Source organism: Ktedonobacter sp. SOSP1-52 (assembly GCF_016587395.1).
On the sequence record NZ_BNJH01000003.1, the window covers coordinates 128,721 to 146,601 of the forward strand.

The following is a 17,881-nucleotide window of genomic DNA, read 5'->3' on the forward strand; positions in this document are numbered from 1 at the left end:
ATGAGGTCAGGCAGAAAGAAGTATAAGATATACTTCTCTACGAGGCCAGAAAGGATGTGTGTAGTTACATGAGTAGTTCCCTCTCATCCGGGGTGCAGGTTGGCTCCGGCGAGCAGGTACAGGCCATTATCGACGAGCTATATCGCCTCTATCCCCAGGCGCGCTATGAGTTAGATTTCACAACTCCATTGGAGCTATTTGTTGCGACCCAGCTCGCGGCCCAGTGTACCGATGAACGCGTCAATGCCGTCACGAAGACGCTTTTCCAGAAGTACCGTAGCGCCGCCGATTACGCGGGGGCCAATCAGGAGGAGCTGGAGCAGGATGTCAAGCAGACTGGCTTCTATCGTAAGAAGGCTAACCAACTGCGTGTCTCCTGTCAGTACCTACTCGATCACTATGGTGGCGAGGTGCCAAGAACAATGGCGGAGCTGGTGCGTATTCCCGGTATCGCGCGTAAGACGGCCAATGTGATCCTGGGGAATGCCTTTGGCGTGGTGGATGGCTTTATCGTGGATACCCACGTGGATAGGCTCTCAAAGCGCTTTGGCTGGTCGAATCAGAACGATATAGTTAAAATCGAGGGTGACTTGATGGCGCTGATGCCGCGCGAGCATTGGATGGAGGTGGCCCATCGCATTATCTATCATGGCCGCGCAGTCTGTAACGCGCGCAAGCCACTCTGCGCCCAATGCACGCTTGCCAGCTACTGCCCCTCGGCCGTGCTTGATCAGTAGCCATCTCTTTGAGGACCTGATTTCGCGCATAAAAAGAGTCCGCCAGGCTTTTTCCTGCGGACTCTCTGTGCGGGCGAATAGGGCGTGGAGATGTAGAACATAGGTTCTATGTTGCGTAGTATACCAGCAAAAAGCTGAAATGACAACCCCTATCCTCATCCTTTAAATGCCAGACAAGCAGGCGTTTCACGTGAAACACCTGAGCTTGTGCTCCTGACCGACGCTGCTAAAGTACGCGTGGTGCCGGGAGGTCGATCCAGTAGCGGAGTTTGCGGATGGGCGAGCCTTCGACGAGGGTGGCGTTCTCGAATTGGCCTCCATTGGCCTCGATCACCTTTTTGGAGCCGATGTTGTTCTCATCGCAGGTGACCAGGGCGCGACTCAGGCCAATTTTGTGCGCCTCTGTGAGTCCAAGCGCAAGCATCTTTTTGCCGTAGCCCTGGCGCCGCCTGGAGGGGCGAATCTCATATCCGATATGTCCACCAATTTTCAGCAAGAAGTCATTGAGTTCATGGCGGAGCGAGAGGCGGCCAATAAACTCTTCATGCTCTACCAGCCAGAAATCCGTGGAGGGTACGGCATAGGGAGAGCGTCGCTGCTGCTGTGCCTGGAGCTGAGCAAGAAAGGAAGTAAAATCGGCTGTGAGGCGCTGCACGTCTTTCTCCATGTGGCGTCCTTCAAGTTGAAATTCGCGAATCGCCTCAATAAACTGCTGTTTGTACTCATATGATGGTTCAATTAAACGAAGCATGAGCGGAGATCCCTTCTATTCTTGCGCTATTGAGTTGTAGAGAAATACGTTTTCGGCTTAGGCCAGCAAAAACTCTAGCTCTATCTCGTCCCGAATAGGGATACCATGTGCTCCAAGCAAAGGAATGCCTGGTTTAATTTTGCGCGACCCACTGATCGCGTCGCGATGAACCGCGACCAGGGTGAACCCTCGCTTCTGGTAGAAACGTAACGCGTCGATGCTATCATTAGTGGTAATAAGCCAGAGGCGTGAGCAATGTTGACGTACGGCCTCTCCTCTCGCGGCTTCAAGGAGAGCCGTGCCGATACCTAGACTGGGGAGCAGGCTATCCAGGCTTGTCACCTCGCAGTTATGTTCCTGGATATGATAGGTGAGCAGACCGATGCGCTCACCATCGCGGATGGCGATGAAACCGGGATAGGTCGTGAGGTCATGTGTGACGCCGCGTGAAACCATGATCGAGTCGCCCCAATGTTCGTGTAAGAACTGGATCAGCCATGCTCGATCTTCTGGCGCGAGGGCGCGAATATAGAATGCTCTCTTTTGCATTGCTCTGAATTCCTGGTCAAAGGAGTAAAAACAATCTATACAAATGTGGTGGATAGTATTGTTAAGTATAGCGCTTTGGGCGGGTGTTGAATAGGGGGTGAGAGAAAGCAAGTTGAAGGGGTCATGTCAGCATGGCCCTCCAACTTGTCGGATGCACTCGTAAACTAGTTATTTATACCATTGAAACCTTATCTGGCTGGTATTAAAAGTAGTGCGTACTTCCTGATTAAAAAAGAGGTAGCCCATAATCAGCAAGGGAGCCAGGCTATTGAGGATGAAGGCTACTGGCGTGTAGACATGCGTAAGCCAGAGCACGATATTCTGGATTAAGAGGATTACTTCAAGTGCCAGGGTTGACCAGAAGGCCCAGCGCTTGAGCGTCCAGAGTCCATACACGAGTGCAAAGGAGTAGATGCTTAAGAAGGCTGAAACGACGCCTAGAGTGAGTAAGAAGGCGGCAGTGTGATTGGGCATGCGCCCGAATTCTCGGCTTACACTTACAAAGTTGAGCATAGCACCGATCAGAGCCAGGAGTCCGGAGAAGGCTAGGAAGACGGCGATAATGCTAATCCCGATTGGACGTTTACGAGACAGAGTGCTCATATCGCTCATAAGTTATCCCTCCCGTCGTAATAATGCCTATGGACATTGTCCATCCCTATTGCAGACAGCGAACGGAGAACTTGAAAATGTGGATGTGTGTGTATTTATATAATTTTTTACCTTTGACTTTGTGAAAGTTCAGCCCTTGTATGCTTAAGTATAGCCCTTCAATCCAAAGGGTTGTCTCTTTTCGCGCCTGCGGCGCTCACAAGTAAAGTAGTGCGTGTGGATCGTGCGCATGCGTGCGATCCACACGCACTACTTTACTCTGAGATATATTAACTGTACTCTACTACTCTTGAGAGGCTTCGGTGGTGACGAGGCCATCGTTGATGTAGAGGACACGGTCGGCGGCCTTGTAGAGGACGGCGTCATGGGTGGCGATGAGCATGCCGATGCCCTCCTCGTGGGCAATGGTGCGCAGGAGCATGATGATGTCGCGTCCAGTGAGGGAGTCGAGGTTGCCGGTCGGCTCGTCGGCGATGATAAAACGTGGTTTATGGACTAGTGCCCTGGCGAGGGCTACGCGTTGCTGCTCGCCGCCTGAAAGCTCCATGCCGCGATGATGGGCGCGTTTGCCCAGGCCAACGTGTTCAAGCGCCTGTAGGGCCATTTCTGTGCGTTTGCGTCCAGGCACGCGGGCCAGGCGTAGGGGAATTTCGACGTTCTCCTGTGCGGTAAGCGAGGGGAAGAGGTGAGCGTTCTGGAACATCATGCCAACGCTTTCGCGGCGCAGGCGCGCGCGTTCAGTCTCGTTAAGCGTGGAGAGATCTTTCTCCAGGATGGAGACCTTGCCGCTGGTAGGGTTATCCAGTCCGATCAGGATATTGAGCAGAGTGGTCTTGCCGGAGCCGGAGCGCCCGCGCAGGGCGACGAATTCACCTGGGAGGACACGCAGATCGATTCCACGTAGGGCATGCACGACTCCACCCCCTGAGGGGAAGTCGCGTGTGACGCCCCGGGCCTCGACGATAGTGCGAATGGGCGTGCTGTTTGGCTGCTGAGCGGTCAGTGCTTGTGAATCCATTAACGTTTCTCTCCCTTCATGGAGGGCTCGGATGTGATGTGTCCATTTTTGCCGTTGCCATTACCATTACCCTCGCTCTGGAGGGGCCAGAGTTCGACATGGTCATCGACGATACGTACCTCGGCGCGACCATTGAAGGGCAGACGCTCGATGGCCTCTTTGGGAAGTTGCAGGCGGCCCGCACGGTCAATCAGAACCGATTCGCGGTGAGTGCGTGTGGAGAGGCCAATAATGGCGCTGGCCTCCTGCATATGCTCGTGTAGCTCTTCTAGCTCGGCCTCGCGGCGCACGGTCTCAGTACTGGTGCGCCCATCGCGGATGGCGATGGTGCGGTCAACGTTGGCTGCCAGGGCCGCGTCGTGGGTAACGGTAACGATGGTCAGGCCTAGTTGCTGATTAAGGTCGCGTAGCAGGTTGTAGATAGCGTGTGCCGTGACCGAGTCGAGTTCACCTGTTGGCTCATCGGCTAGCAAGATCTGGGGCGAGTTGGCCAGGGCGACGGCGATGGCGCAGCGCTGTTGCTCACCACCTGAGAGCTGTTCAGGTTTCTTGTTTAGCTTATCGCCGAGCCCGACCAGGCCGAGGAGCTCGCGGGCGCGTTGATTGCGCTGACGGCTTCCCACGCCACTGAGCATCTGAGGAAGGGCCACATTGGCCTCGGCGCTCAGTTCGGGCAGGAGATTACGCCCGCTTTGCTGCCAGACCTGTCCCACGATGTAGCGGCGATAATTCAGGCGCTGAGCGGCCGTGAGTCGCGTCAGGTCATTGCCTGAGACATGACAGCCACCCGCGCTTGGCACATCAAGGCCGCTAAGAATATTGAGTAGCGTACTTTTTCCTGAGCCCGAGGCTCCAACGATGGCAATCATTTCACCTGGCGCCACCTCCAGATCCAGGCCTTGCAGGGCTACGACCTCGAGGTCGGCGACTTTATAAATTTTTACCAGATTATCACAAATAATAATAGGTTCCGACATGCTAGCTCCTTAGGTTCCCAATTTATCGTAGGGTTTGCTCTTAATCCTCATTCAGGCGTAGGGCCTGCCCCATGGATGGTTTTGAGACGACACGAATCATCATTGTAAGCGCGCCGATGCAGATCACAATCAGGGCTATTAGTGCCAGTTGCAACTGGCTTGAGATGATAATTCTGGTAGGTAGCAGGCTCTGGAGCGCATAGAAGGCGTTCTCTCCACCAAAGGTTCCGGCCGCGATGGGTGGAATACTGGTGACCGCCAGGGACGGTACGACGGTATAGGAGAGTAGCGCGCCAAAACCCAGGCCGAGCAGGAGCGCCACCAGGTAGATAATAGACTGCTCCCATGTGAGCACACTAACCACCTGCGCGGGTGTTGTCCCAAGCGCGCGTAGGACCGCGAAACTGGTCAGGCGAGCGCGGGCATTGATCCAGGAGGAGAGCAGGCTGCCAACGAGCGCGAGCAGGAGCGCTGTGGAGGCGCCAATGATCAGTATACCAATCAAGTTGAGGTAGAGCGGATCATTCTCCATAGAATTATAGAGTGCGCGCCGATCTATTAGCCCGCCAAGGCGCAGAGGGGTAGCCGTTAGCGCGTTGCGCACCTGGCCCAGAGTGGCCGCGTCATCGCTCGTTTTCAGCCAGATGTGGTTGATAGGCAGATGAGTATCCTGCTTCTTTATGACGGATTGATATGCCGCGTTTAAGCCTATATAGCTGGTCAGGATACCCCCCTGCGCTTGAATCTGGCCATTGGCTGTATCAGAGGCATTATCAATAATAGTGGGTATATGCTCCACCTGCCCAAGAACATAGACATCGAGTGACGCATTATCGAGTGTGACTGAGAAGGTCGAACCCTGGTGGAGTTGCAGGGTATCCCAGATGACGCTATCGACGAAGGCGGGTATCTTACCTGGTTCGTCGGCAACGCGTAACTGCTGCATCATTGTGGTAAGCGATTGCGTTGAACTCTGGGCGGGCCAGGCGGCTGTCTGCGCGAATGAATCTGGATCGACTGCCTCCAGTTGGAGCGTCAACGATGGCGAGATGCCATTGGTCGACCCATTGACCTGGTAGTCTGGCGAGGCTGAGACGATACCGGGTAGCTGGCGATAGCGCTCTTGCCAGCCCTGGACGGAAACAGGTGGTTGGGCAATGGTATTGGGCGCCGGGAGGGCGCCGCTGAAATCGGCCCCCGCCTGATAAGCAGCCAAGTCCTGCGTACGCTGTGCCTGGGTCGCGGTAAAAACAAGCGTGAAGATCGCGAAGGCGGTGGCGAGCGAGAGCAGGAGCGTCATGCGCAGTGCCTGCCTGGGCGAGCGCGACATCTGGGCCAGGGCCAACATCGAGGCGGCTCCGCTCCCACGTCCCGCCAGGTTCGATCCCCAGCGTAGTAAGACAGGAAAGATGCGCATAAAGAGCAGGACACAGGCTATGAGCAGGAAGACAGGCGCGATAAGCGCGAGAGGCGAAGAGACCAGGGTCTGAGTGCGAATATCGAGCAGGCCGCCACTGCTAATAGTGGTGATATAGAGCGAGGCAAAGTAGCCAGCCAGGGCGATAATTGCGGCCACGACATCGAGGTAGAGGCGCTGCCAGAAGGGGCGGCGCTGCGTGCGCGCGGCCTCGCGTCGTACCGAGAGGACATCCATGTGTGTGGCGCGGTTCAGGGTAAAGAGCAGAGCGAGAACGGCGATACCTGCTGCCAGAAGCGCGTAGGGAGCCTCGGCAATCAGGGCCAGGAGCGGCGCATTGGCGATGAGGTTGAGCGCGTCCTGGTCGGTGACTGGCAGTAGGGTATGCGCCATGAGATTCACCAGAGGGAGTGCCAGGAGCATGCCCACGATGAGCGCCAGCGCACTGATCAGCAGACCCTGAACGGCGAGCGAGCCAAAGACCTGGCTAGAACTGGCACCTCGACTGCGAAGGGTCGCGATAGAGTCCGCCTGGCGATCTACCAGGAGCTCCGACATCATGCTCACAAAGATCAGGATCAGGGCAATGATCTGGAGCGAGAGGACGAGGATGGGAATACGTGCAATGGAGATGCGGTCCCGGAACTGACCCAGAATGCCGCTGCTATTGCTAGAGTCAACCAGGGGACCTGAGAGCTTGACCTGTTTGAAGTAGGGATAGGGCGGAAGGGTAGTCGCGGTAAGCGAAAGCGCGCCATATTTATTGGCCATTTCGGTCTGAACCAGGTTCATCTGGCGACTAAAATCATCTAGATTGTTCATCGAGACGCTGGTCGGATTGATGTAGTAGATCCAATGCAGTGTCACAGGCGAGGTGATAAGCGTCGCCTGTGAGTGGGTAAGCCGGGCCACGTTATCAAAGGTCTGGTAGAGCGTGTTATCGCTGACCAGGCCATTGTAATACGTCCACTCGCCAGCCTTCGTCGGTTGGAAGCTTGAACCATTCCAGAAGCGGTCATTAGCGGTGGTTGGTTTGAAGATACCAACCAGGCGCATACTGACAGTCGTGTTCCGGGTATTCTGAGACGTGGGACTGATCATATAGGGGAGCTGTACCACGACCATATCGCCTACACGGGCATGCATACCCAGCGCGCTCTCACGTGTGAGGAGCAGTTCAAGCTCGCCACTGGTAGCGCTGGGAAGCTTGCCTTCTATGAGTGAGATATGGGCCTGCAATTGTGGGGATGTCGAGGCGAAGAGTTGTAACTGGTCGCCAGAGTGTTGAGGTTTAGGAGTCAGGATGCTCATGCCCGGGAATTGCAGGGAGGACTGGACCTGATTTGTCAGGTAGGGATGGAGGCGTTGCTGGACCACGGGATCGACCTGGTTATGTACATCCTTAATCAATTGCGAGGAGAGACCTTGAATGCTGGTATCGATCTGTAACTCGCGATTGATTGGGGACACGTTGAGGGTCGAGCGTAATCCCGCTGTATTGGTGACGGTCGAGAGCAATGGGACCGTACACATGATCACAATTGCGGCCATGATCCCCAGCCCGGTCAGCAGCAGGAGTGAGCCACTTTGACGCCAGCGCCAGCGTGCGAGCGTTGTCACTGCCGAGAACGAGGCGTGTGGCTTTCTCGCGAGCGGTTGCTTTGTCCTTGTCTGTGTTGTACTGGCTGCCATACATATATCCTTTATGTTCAGTGTATGCTATCAAATTAGTCCTGGTTGAGGCGCAGGACCTGTCCCATGGAGGGGCGCGATACCGTGCGGATCATCAGGCCGAGCGCGACGAAGAAGAAAATCACGAGCACGCCAAAAGCCAGAAAGAGCGTCGAAGGAAAGATTGGCTGCACTGGAATGATCTGCTGCAACGCGTAAAAATCTGGCAGTGAGAGGGTGCTCAGGATGCCGATATTCGGCACACCGCTAAAAACCAGGTTAGGGACCAGGGTAAGTGAGAGCAGCATACCCGCCAGAATTCCCAGAAGCACACCTGTTGTGTAGATCAGGCTTAACTCCCAACCAAGCACACTGGCGACCTGCCCCGGTGAGGTTCCCAGTGCGCGTAAGACGGCGAAGTTTGCCAGGCGTGGGCGTACGCTCAGCAGGGAGGCAAGCAGGTCGCCCACGATAGCCAGCAGGAGCGCTATGATGGTACCCACTTCCAGGATGCCCAGCAGGTTCAAGCTCAGAGGATCGGTGCGCAGGCTATTGAAGATCGCACGCCGGTCATAGACGCCCTGCGTATACTGTTGCGAGCCCAGGCGATCACGCAGAGAGCCACGCAAATTGGCGAGCTGGGTGGCGTCATCGGTAGTGCGTAGCCAGAAGTAATTCGGGGCCAGGGGCTTGCTTCCACTGGTAAAGCCGCTGTCCCGCACCTCTTGCTGATAGGCCTTCAGGTAGGTTTGATAATCGACGATGACGCCCGCTGAAGGCTGCGTCTCGTTGGGCAGGCCTCCCTGCGTACTATCATTGACAGTCGGAAGGTGCTCTACCTTGCCCACTACCACGCATTTCAGGTCAGCAATATCCAGATTGCTGACTTGAATCGTAAAGACAGAACCCGTATGGAGATTCAGTCGATCCCATGCCAACTGGTCAACGTAGGCCGGAACGGCTCCTTGTGGTTCATGAGGCGAGCGTAGCTGTTGCATCATGGTTGCGAGCTGTGGTTGATCGGGCCAGTAGGCGGTCACGGCAAAGGTGCTAGTATCGACTGCGCGTACCTGAAAAAGCGAGGTGGGGCCGCTGTTATTAGCGGTATTAATCGCGGCTGGACCCGCGAAACCGATGCTGGCGTCGCTTACACCTGGAAGCTTTGCGTACTCTTTTTGCTGCGTCTGTTGGGGTGGGATATAGGTGCCATGTACTGGCAATGGGCCGCTAAAGTCCGCACCTGCCTCGTAGCTCGCCAGGCTCTGGGCGTGCTGGTTCTGCGTCGCCGTGAAGACGCTGGTAAAGATGGTAAAGGCCAGGGCCAGCGCGAGCAAGAGAATCATGCGCACACTCTGTCCGGGCGCGCGTGAGATCTGAGCCAGGGCCAGCATCGAAGACGCGCTCTTCCCTCGCCCTGCCAGGCGAGCAGCCAGGTTGAGCAGAGCCGGGTAGAAGCGGAAGAAGAGCACGACCGCGGCAATGATCAGGAAGAGGGGGGCCGCCAGGGAGAGGGGCGTTGCGATGAGGGACCTGGTGCGCACATCGAGCAGGCTATTCAAGCCGCTCAGATAGGTCGAGACCCCAAAGCCACAGAGCGCCACAATCGCGGCCACAATATCCAGGTGTAGACGCTGAATCAGCCCCCGGTGCGTGGAGCGAGAGGACTCACGGCGCGTCGCCAGGACATCCATGTTTCTGGTGCCATAGAGCGCGATTGCCAGGGTGAGAAACGAAACCAGGGCCACAAGTAGCGAGTAAGGAGCGATTAGTTGGAGTACCTCATGCTGGCGCTGGGAAAGCACAAGTAAGGCGCTCAAATCGGTGCTGGCGAGCTGACTACGCGCCAGGAAGTAAGCCGCGATCATCGCCAGGATTGGACCACTAAGCAGCGCGAGAATGCAGAGCCAGAAGCCCTGAGTTAACAAAGCGACATAGACCTGTCCTCCACTGGCTCCCCGACTGCGCAGTATCGCGATGGTATCGCGCAGGCGCTCAATTAATAACCCTGACATCATGCTAATGAAGAACAGGATCAGAGCAATGATCTGCGCCGAGATGATTGCCACGGGAAGCTGCACGACCGAGAGGCGATTATGGTACTGATCGACCACACCGGGCGCATCCTGACTACTGAAGAGCGCGCTGGTCAGAAACATGGAGTTGACATTGGGTATGGAGGAGCTTCCTTGAGAATTGGCACTGAAGGGATTGGTATAGGTATCGTGTCGTGAAAGCAGGTCGCCATGCTGGCGCGTCATATCGGATTGCAGTCCTGAAATATTACTTGAGAAGCTGTCAAACTGGGTAAAATCGACTCTCTGGGGATCGACGCGATAAGTCCAGGTTTCGTCAGGTACTGAAGAAGTGGTGATATGCTCTAGATACGCGGCACTTTGATTATAGAAGAATGAGACATAGGAATAGGCCTGGTCGATATGGTGTGCCTGTGCGAACTGGTCATAGGGGGCGAGCAGGAGTTCATTGGCACTCAGAAACTTATAGACGGGAATGTCGCGAGGGCCTACAGAATGTACGTCTGGCGTGAAGTCGTTTTGATGCCAGTAGGCGCGTTCTGTCTCAGGGACCGCGAAGATACCGACCACGCGCGCGGGAAAGTTTAGCGTGTATGTATGCTTATTGATTTGAGCCTGGAGGTCTTCAGGCGTTGAGACATTTCGTGACACTTCCTCAAAAGGGGCATCCATAACCGTTGTGGTCAGGGTCAGGGATGAACCAACAACAAGTTTGTTGATGCTGGCAGTATCTGCTGTCAGAATAATCTCATACTCTTTACTATGTACATTGGGGAAGCGGCCAGAGAGTAGGTGCAGGTGCTTCCCATCTTGAGGGAATGAGGCGGTATAGTTAGTTAATTCATAGGAGTTGCCGGCAGGGAGTTTGGGCGAGGCAACAGAGATACTGCTTGAAGAGAACATCAGTGATGGCTGATCTGATATATAAGGGCCAAGGTGCTGGCGCATCAAGGGATCGAGTGCCTTATAGTTCGCCTGTAGGGCCTTGCTAGAGAAGCCCGCTGGATTGAGCCCCAAGCTTACCTCGGGTGTATTCACCGTTGTACTGAGGATGCCACGCAGGCCAGCGGTTGTCGTTATGGTCGAATAGAGTGGAATGGTGCAGGCAACCGCGATGGCCGAGATGAGTCCAAGTGCAATAATGAGGAGGAGGAACCAGGTGCGGCTGAGACTCCAGAGTGCCAACGTCACGGCTGGCGGCGTTAGCGTGCGGTTACTCGAACGAGGCGGTGCATGAGTAATACTGGACATCGAGCAGTTCCTTTATCTAGTACTTCCTATCCGAACATCCTGAGCGCGAAGCGCTAGACACGCAAGTGAAGGCTTGCCGTGCCACCTTTAGGTGGTCCCCGAATGGGGATGGGGTTCGGAATAAGATCTTAGAGATGATGGCAGGCTTGCAATCAGGAGTTGTAGGCGGCAGTGCCTGAACGCCAGGAGTCATAGATAAGTACGTCCTGTCCCATAAAAATCTCACGACAACAAAAAACTTACGGTTAAAAGAAGCTAGAGTAATGTCAGGCTGCACGCCTGGCATTACTCTAGCTTCTTGCTTTAATCTTCGTTCAGGCGGAGCATGCGAGAGAGAGTTGGGCGTAGCACCAGGCGAATCATCATCAGGATTGCGAGTACGCAGATGGCAATGAAGAGGCCCAGCGCCAGCCAGAGCGAGGAGGGATAGATGATGTGTGTTGGCACAATATACTGGAGCGCATAAAACTCGGCGCCCCCTAGATAGGTATTCTCGCCACTCACGGGAGTCGTGGTAAAGACGAGGTTGGGCACGACCAGCAGTGCCAGGACCACCGCGAAGAATATGCCTAGCACCAGCGCGGTGCCGTAGATCGTGCATTGCTCCCAGAAGAGCACCTGGGCAACCTGGCGGGCATCGGTACCTAGCGCGCGGAGAACCGCGAAGTGGGCCAGGCGAGAGCGCGCGCTCTGCCAGGCCGCGACAAAATTGCCGAAAAGCGCGAGAACAAAAGCTGTGACCGTTCCAATCAGAATGAGCCCCAGCAACTCCAGGGTTTGCGGATCCTGGTGCAGGGAATTAATCATCGCACGTCGATCCTCGATGTTGACCAGCGATAACATGGGATCGCTCAAGGCATTGCGGAGCGCCTTGAGGGCTGGGCTTGAGTCCTGGGAGCGCATCCAGATCATATTAGGGGTCGTGATCTGTCCGCCGTCCTGTACCTGGTAGCGGTTCATCGTCTCATAGTCAATCAAGACGCCGCTGGGCAGAGGATTACTAAGGTTAAAGGCGGCATCGGTGCTATTGTTAAGCGACTGGATGTGGTCGACGCTATCAATAATGACGAGGTGTAGCGTTTGATCGCCGAGTGAGGCCCCATTGATACTGAAGGTACTGCCGACATGCAGGTTGAGATTATTCAACGTTGAGGCATCAACAATGGCAGGAATGCCATCTTTGAAGTTTGCGTTTGCGCTCTTCTCGGCTAATTCATGCATAAGAACTGACAGCGACTTGCTTGAATTGGACGATTGCCAGAGTGTGGTTTGCGCAAAGGTCTGGCTATCGATGGCGAAGAGGCGACCGGGAGTCTCGCCGGTGAGGGTTCCGTCATTAACATAGCCGATGGAGAGCGAGGTGACGCCAGGAAGTGAGCGGTAGCGAGCATAGGTGTCTCGCAACGGCTCTTCGGCAAGGTCGGAGATCTGGGCGGAGAAGTCGGACATCGTCTGATAGTTCGTGACATCGGTGAGGTGTGTATCCTGGGTTGTGGCAAAGACCAGCGACATAAAAGCAAAGGCACAGGCCAGGGAGAGGAGCAGGATCATCTGCAAGGCCCGTTGTGGCGAACGCGTCATCTGGGCGAAGGCTAGCATGGGCGCTGCAGATTTCCCCCGCTGAGCCAGGCGTGCCACCAATTTGAGGAGAAGCGGGAAGAGACGCAAAAAGAGCAGCATCAGCGCAATAACCAGGAAGATGGGCACCAGGATACGCAGCGGTGAAATTACCAGCAGGTAGGTGCCAATGTCGAGCAGGCCCGGGAAACTAGAGGTGTAGAGAACCAGGATATAGGCCACAAGCGCGACTACCAAGAGAATGACATCCAGGTAGAAGCGCTGCCAGAGAGGTGCCTGGGAGGCACGCGCTGCCTGGCGGCGTTGATCAAGAATATTGCTACGCAGGGCTTGCTGAAGGGCGAAAAACATAATGACAAGGCTGATGAATATGGCCCCAAGCGCGTAGGCCGGGGTAAGGGCGAGCACGGGCAAGGGATTGGGCCAGAGCACATTGAGCGCATCCAGTGTTGAAGTAGGCAGGAGGCGCGGAACAAAGAACGCGACCAGGGCCAGGGCGAGCAAGGGACCTAGCAGTAAGGCTAGTAGGGCCAGGATCAGGCATTGCGTGGCCAGGGTCAGAAAGACCTGGCGCCCGCTGGCTCCCCGACTGCGCAACATTGTAATCGTGTTGGCTTGATGCTCAACAAGCAGAGAGATCATAATCGCCACAAAGTATAGTACGAGGGCCGCGATCGCACCCGAGATAAGGAATATCGGAATATTGGAGACCGAGAGGCGGTTTTGTAAGCGCTCTAGAATCCCAGGCTGATTGTAATAGGAGATCGCGGCCCCGCTCAGAAAAATGTTGGAGATATCCAGGGCCTGATTATTGGCATTGCTACCAAATTTATTAGCGTAGATGGCCTGTAAGAGCTGTAGCCGTTGCTCCAGGTCAGGGAATTGTAGAACCGAGATCTTTGAGATATCAAAATGCCGGTACCAGTAGAGGGAAAAAGGTTTCTCTAAGACGAGCTGAGAGCCTGGGACCTCGTGCGTAGCCAGTCGATCGGCCTGCTTAAGGAGAGCCGGAAGCGAGAGCAGTAAGGGATAGTGGATATTCTTAGGCGGGTCACCCTCTGCGGTAGGATCGAGCGTGTCTCCATGCCAGTAGGGATCGTTCTCGAGCGTTTGAAAAATGCCCACGAGACGAAATTGCAGAGGGCGCGGCGTATACTTTGTGGGATCTGAGCTGCTATCCAATCTACTACTGAGGGTTGTGCTGAAGAGGGTACCGATATGCAGTGGCTCATTGGTCAGTTCGCGTGCCGTCTCTTGTGAAAGCGCGATTTCGAGAGGCCCGGACATGTTTTCCTGGGGGAGGCGTCCCTGAAGGATCTTTAGATGGGAAGATGTCTCTGGCACGTTGACGCCCGTAAGAGTAAACGTCGCGACATGAGAAATAGGATGAGGCGAGATAACAGGCAAATTGAGCACTTGTAAAGTTGCTTGCGGAGGAGCGCTGGTTAAATAGGGGGACATCTGTTGCATGAAGGGTTGCCCCAACTGCTGGCTTTGTTGGGCGTACCTGGCGCTGGCAAGAGTCCTGGAACTGACCTGGACCATAAGCTCTGAATTTGAAGGTGTAGCGCGTAGCAGATCGCGCAGAGCCGCAGTCGTCGTAACGACTTGAAGGACAGGGAGGGCGCAGACGATCATAACTGCGCACACTGTACCCAGACCGGTCATAAAGAGCATAAAGACGCTGTGGCGCAGACGCCACAACGCCAGAGTAATCATAGAAAGAAGCTCAGACTGTCTAGAGTGTGCTGTCATGGGGCCTGGCCTGGTAAGTGTCGTCATCTCGATATCCTTCGCCTTACAAGGTGTCTATCCTGACTCATAGATGCATTCTCTATGTATACGAATTTTTCGCTGCAATGCTCACGATGGGAAGACCTGCTTTTTCCCTCTCGATTGAAATAGTACCGGGTAATGCCAGACTGTAAAAATATCCCTGTTTTGAGCGAATATTGTCAATGCCTTGATTTTAATTGCCAAATATATTGACATTTATTATTATTGGATGGTATTATTGCCATGTGGTTAATAGAAAATTCTAGTCAAGTGCAAATATTCGTTAGTCACAAGGAAAGGATGTGTTAGTGATGGGTATGCAGAGGCCAGAAGAGATGATGGCGTTACGTTATCAGGAACTACAGGCGATGGCGGAGCAGTGTTGCTATAGCGATGCCGTGGCACGCCTGCGCGATCCAGGTATGGGTCGGCGTGCCATTGCCGGGATGGGGCGCCGTGTCGCCGCCCTGGGTCGCAAGATGGAGGGCATGGGAACGGTTAGAAGCTACGAACTCTTCTTGCGCTAAGGCAAAGAAGCTTTGATTGGTAGCATCATTCCCATTTTTGTCGTCTTAACAAAAGAGGTCTGGCAGTGTAAACACTGAGCTAGCAAGTATTTGCACGTGTACGATCCACAAAAAGAACCATATTCCATGTCTCTGGCAGGCCATGGCAGCAGGTTGCGAGCGCACCTGCGCAAGTCGGGGCGTGGCGAAATGAGGAGAGAGAAACGCATATGCATCCATTGATTACACGGGATCCCGTTAGTGGAAATGAACTGGTCGTGACGCGGCTGGAGTGCCCCGAGAGTGGTATTGTGATTGAGGGTCAATTTAGCCTGGGATGGATTGGCCGCTTGACGCGAGAGCAGCTGGACTTTGTGGAGCTTATGGTCAAGTACCGGGGGAACATCCAGAAGCTGGCCGCTGAAATGAATGTGGCCTATAACACGGCGCGTAGCCGCCTGGATGAGATCGTCGCCGCGCTGGGTGGAACCCCAGAGGAGACGCGCGTCGACCGCCGGGCTGTTCTCGACCGACTGGCTTCCAAGGAGATCAGTGTCGAGGAGGCGATGCGCCTGCTGAAGGGATAGCGCCATGGCTGCGACAAAAGACGAGCGGGAGCAAATTCTGCAACTGGTCGAGACAGGCCAGCTCAGCTCCAGGGAGGCCAGCGAACTCTTTGATGCCCTGGAGGACGAGCAAGAGCGCCATGACACGCGTAGCCTGCTCGCAAGCAGAAGAGATCGTCTACTACGGGTGCGCGCGACCACGCTGGGAACCCAGACGAAGGCAGGTAAACAGCGTGTGCATGTAACGGCGACGATACCAGTCAGCCTGGTGCGGGCGGCCCTGCGCCTCGGTGTACAGGTGTTGCCACAGCTCAAAAGCAACAGCGTAGAAGATCTATTGAGTGCGATTGACCGTGGAGCGAGCGGGCGTCTTTTAGATCTGCAAGACCTTGAGAACGGCGAGCGTCTCGAGATTTTTATTGAGTAACTGCCTATCCGGAAACCTGAGCGCGCCGCGCCCCCAAATGGGGGTTGGTTTCCGCATAAGAGCTAAGAGGAGCATTATTATGGAGCAGACATTCGCGGCAAACGGCATCCAGCGCATCGTTCTTATAGACATCTGGAATGATGTAAGTGTGCGTGGCTGGGGCGAGCAAAACATCAAGCTGGAGGCGGATGGACATGTTGAGAGTGTGCAGCCCGAGGGGGACACGCTGACTATTCGTGGCAGTTCCGACGACCTTGAGCTATGGGTCCCTTATGAAAGCTCGATCAGGATCAATAACGCCCATGGCGATACACTGGTAAGCGATGTGCAACGTGTGGAGCTGCGCCAGGTAGGCGGCGATGTCGAGATTACCAAAATTCATGCCGAGGCGTTGCTGGAACATGTTGAGGGAGACCTTGAAGTTAGCGAAGTCCACGGCGACGTCACCTTAAGAGAGGTACAAGGCGACGTTGAGATTCACAATGTCGCGACCCTACGGGCAGAAGGAGCGATCCAGGGAAGTCTGGAATGTGAGATCGCGCGCCTGGTCGAATTGCAAGAGGTCCAGGGTGATGTGGAGCTCAGGGCGGTAGGCGAAGTGAGTGCACGCCATTGTGCGGGCGATTTTAGCGCTACAGGTATCGATGGTGCATTGAGGCTGGCAGATGTTGGCGGAGACCTGGTAGTTCGTGGCTTCCTGAGCTTGCAGGCCAATAATGTAGGTGGAGATATCTTAACCGAGGGGAATGGCGAGGTCACGGTTGGCAACGTAGGTGGGGATCTTGAGGCTAAGGGGGCTTCACAGCTCCAGGTGGGGAACGTCAGCGGAGATTGCGCGCTGCGTGGTATCTCAGGTGAGGCGAAGCTGGGCATGATCGGCGCAGACCTGGACGCGGTTGGGGTTACAGGAGAGCTTGCCTTTAGCGAGGTTGGAGGTGACGCTACACTTAAAGCCATTCAGGGGAGCGTCAAGGCGGGCAACATTGGTGGCGACCTTACCTTGCAGGCCAATTTTCCGCCAGATAGTGTGACCCAGTTGCATGTTGGCGGTGATGCCGCCATCACTCTGCCATCTCAGCCTGACCTGACCCTGCGCGCGTTTGTCGGAGGCGATATCAGTGGGCGCGCCGTCGTCGCGAGCCGGGCTGGCAACCAGGTGAACCTGGTCTATGGCAATGGATCGGCGCATCTGGATCTGCATGTGGGTGGAGATCTCAGGTTGCGTGGCAACGAAGATCCGCGTAGCAGCAGTAGCGCGGCGGGCGCGTGGGATTGGAACAATTTCTCCTCCGAGATGGCGCGTATGGGCCAGGAGCTAGGCCATGATATCTCGCGCATGGTAAATGACGCCCTCGCGCAGACAAACGAGGAGCAGGTGCGCCGGGCACGCAATTTCGCCGAGAAGCAGGAACGCATGGCCGAGCGTATGTCACGCCGAGTCAGCAGGCAGGCTGAGCGCGTGAATATACGCATCAATAATCGCGAATGGCATATGGATCGTGGGCGCCTGGAGCGCATCATGGACCAGGCGCGTAAGGCCACAGCGGAAGGCGTCCATGGAGCACTGGACGCGGTAGAGCAGGCTCTGAGAAACCTGCAAATTCCCGTACCGCCTACACCGCCTACGCCTCCAGCGCCACCAACTCCGCCGCATGCCCCCGTTCCCCCGGTGCCTCCCGTAGTACCAGTTCCCCCTGCACCTCCTCGAAGTCACCTGGAGGATTTAGAGGCCGAGGAACCAGACCTGGAGCACCTGGAGGACTTTGAGGCTCCCGATGAGCGGAGCATGCCTGAGGTGCCCGTGGCTGCTGGTGAGGTTGAAGAAGAGGAGAAGGTTGGTACCCCCAAGGCTCCAGTGAATGTCGAGCAGGAGCGCCTGGCGATCCTACGCATGATCGCCGAAGGTCGCGTCTCGCCCGAAGAAGGCGATATGCTGCTTGAAGCCCTGGGAGAGTAAGTTCTAATCGTAGAAATACTATGCGATTGGCGTGCCAATCGCATAGTATTTCTAC

At 55.4% G+C, this 17,881-nt stretch carries 13 protein-coding genes; 5 read left to right on the forward strand and 8 right to left on the reverse strand.

Going from position 1 to position 17,881, the window contains the following annotated elements:
* Positions 1 to 68 precede the first annotated feature (68 nt).
* On the forward strand, positions 69 to 737 hold the full coding sequence (gene nth / locus JMJ16_RS26235) for an endonuclease III (protein ID WP_201386381.1): 669 nt from the start codon (positions 69 to 71) through the stop codon (positions 735 to 737).
* A gap of 226 nt (positions 738 to 963) precedes the next feature.
* On the opposite strand, the gene JMJ16_RS26240 is transcribed toward nth, so the two are convergent.
* The 8 genes from JMJ16_RS26240 to JMJ16_RS26275 form a co-directional block, all read right to left on the reverse strand.
* Positions 964 to 1,488 (reverse strand): GNAT family N-acetyltransferase, encoded by a 525-nt coding sequence (locus JMJ16_RS26240; protein ID WP_201386383.1) that lies wholly within the window; start codon positions 1,486 to 1,488, stop codon positions 964 to 966.
* Positions 1,489 to 1,545: 57 nt separating this feature from the next.
* Complete coding sequence (locus tag JMJ16_RS26245; RefSeq protein ID WP_201386385.1) at positions 1,546 to 2,037, reverse strand: GNAT family N-acetyltransferase; 492 nt, start codon at positions 2,035 to 2,037, stop codon at positions 1,546 to 1,548.
* A 168-nt stretch (positions 2,038 to 2,205) separates the two neighbouring features.
* On the reverse strand, positions 2,206 to 2,649 hold the full coding sequence (locus JMJ16_RS26250; protein ID WP_201386387.1) for a hypothetical protein: 444 nt from the start codon (positions 2,647 to 2,649) through the stop codon (positions 2,206 to 2,208).
* Positions 2,650 to 2,932: 283 nt separating this feature from the next.
* Entirely contained in the window at positions 2,933 to 3,667 is a 735-nt protein-coding gene (locus tag JMJ16_RS26255) for an ABC transporter ATP-binding protein (RefSeq protein WP_201386389.1), read from the reverse strand.
* Positions 3,667 to 4,644, reverse strand: coding sequence for an ABC transporter ATP-binding protein (locus JMJ16_RS26260; RefSeq protein ID WP_201386391.1), 978 nt, complete (start codon positions 4,642 to 4,644; stop codon positions 3,667 to 3,669). The genes JMJ16_RS26255 and JMJ16_RS26260 overlap by 1 nt, the downstream gene beginning before the upstream one ends.
* A 40-nt stretch (positions 4,645 to 4,684) precedes the next feature.
* The gene (locus JMJ16_RS26265) at positions 4,685 to 7,753 is read right to left on the reverse strand and encodes an FtsX-like permease family protein (RefSeq protein ID WP_201386393.1); all 3,069 of its coding nucleotides are present in this window, start codon (positions 7,751 to 7,753) and stop codon (positions 4,685 to 4,687) included.
* A gap of 35 nt (positions 7,754 to 7,788) precedes the next feature.
* The gene (locus JMJ16_RS26270; protein ID WP_201386395.1) at positions 7,789 to 11,016 is read right to left on the reverse strand and encodes an FtsX-like permease family protein; all 3,228 of its coding nucleotides are present in this window, start codon (positions 11,014 to 11,016) and stop codon (positions 7,789 to 7,791) included.
* 303 nt (positions 11,017 to 11,319) lie between these two features.
* Positions 11,320 to 14,376, reverse strand: coding sequence for an FtsX-like permease family protein (locus JMJ16_RS26275; RefSeq protein WP_201386397.1), 3,057 nt, complete (start codon positions 14,374 to 14,376; stop codon positions 11,320 to 11,322).
* Between the two features lie 305 nt (positions 14,377 to 14,681).
* On the opposite strand from JMJ16_RS26275, the gene JMJ16_RS26280 reads away from it, so the two are divergent.
* The 4 genes from JMJ16_RS26280 to JMJ16_RS26295 all read left to right on the forward strand — a co-directional run bounded on the left by JMJ16_RS26280 (position 14,682) and on the right by JMJ16_RS26295 (position 17,826).
* The gene (locus JMJ16_RS26280; RefSeq protein WP_201386399.1) at positions 14,682 to 14,897 is read left to right on the forward strand and encodes a hypothetical protein; all 216 of its coding nucleotides are present in this window, start codon (positions 14,682 to 14,684) and stop codon (positions 14,895 to 14,897) included.
* 209 nt (positions 14,898 to 15,106) lie between these two features.
* Positions 15,107 to 15,463: a DUF2089 domain-containing protein gene (locus JMJ16_RS26285; protein ID WP_007907440.1), complete on the forward strand. Its 357-nt coding sequence runs from the start codon at positions 15,107 to 15,109 to the stop codon at positions 15,461 to 15,463.
* A 4-nt stretch (positions 15,464 to 15,467) separates the two neighbouring features.
* Positions 15,468 to 15,869, forward strand: coding sequence for a hypothetical protein (locus JMJ16_RS26290; RefSeq protein WP_201370970.1), 402 nt, complete (start codon positions 15,468 to 15,470; stop codon positions 15,867 to 15,869).
* 79 nt (positions 15,870 to 15,948) lie between these two features.
* A complete protein-coding gene (locus tag JMJ16_RS26295) occupies positions 15,949 to 17,826 on the forward strand; it encodes a hypothetical protein (protein ID WP_201386400.1) in 1,878 nt (625 codons plus the stop codon).
* Positions 17,827 to 17,881: the final 55 nt, after the last annotated feature.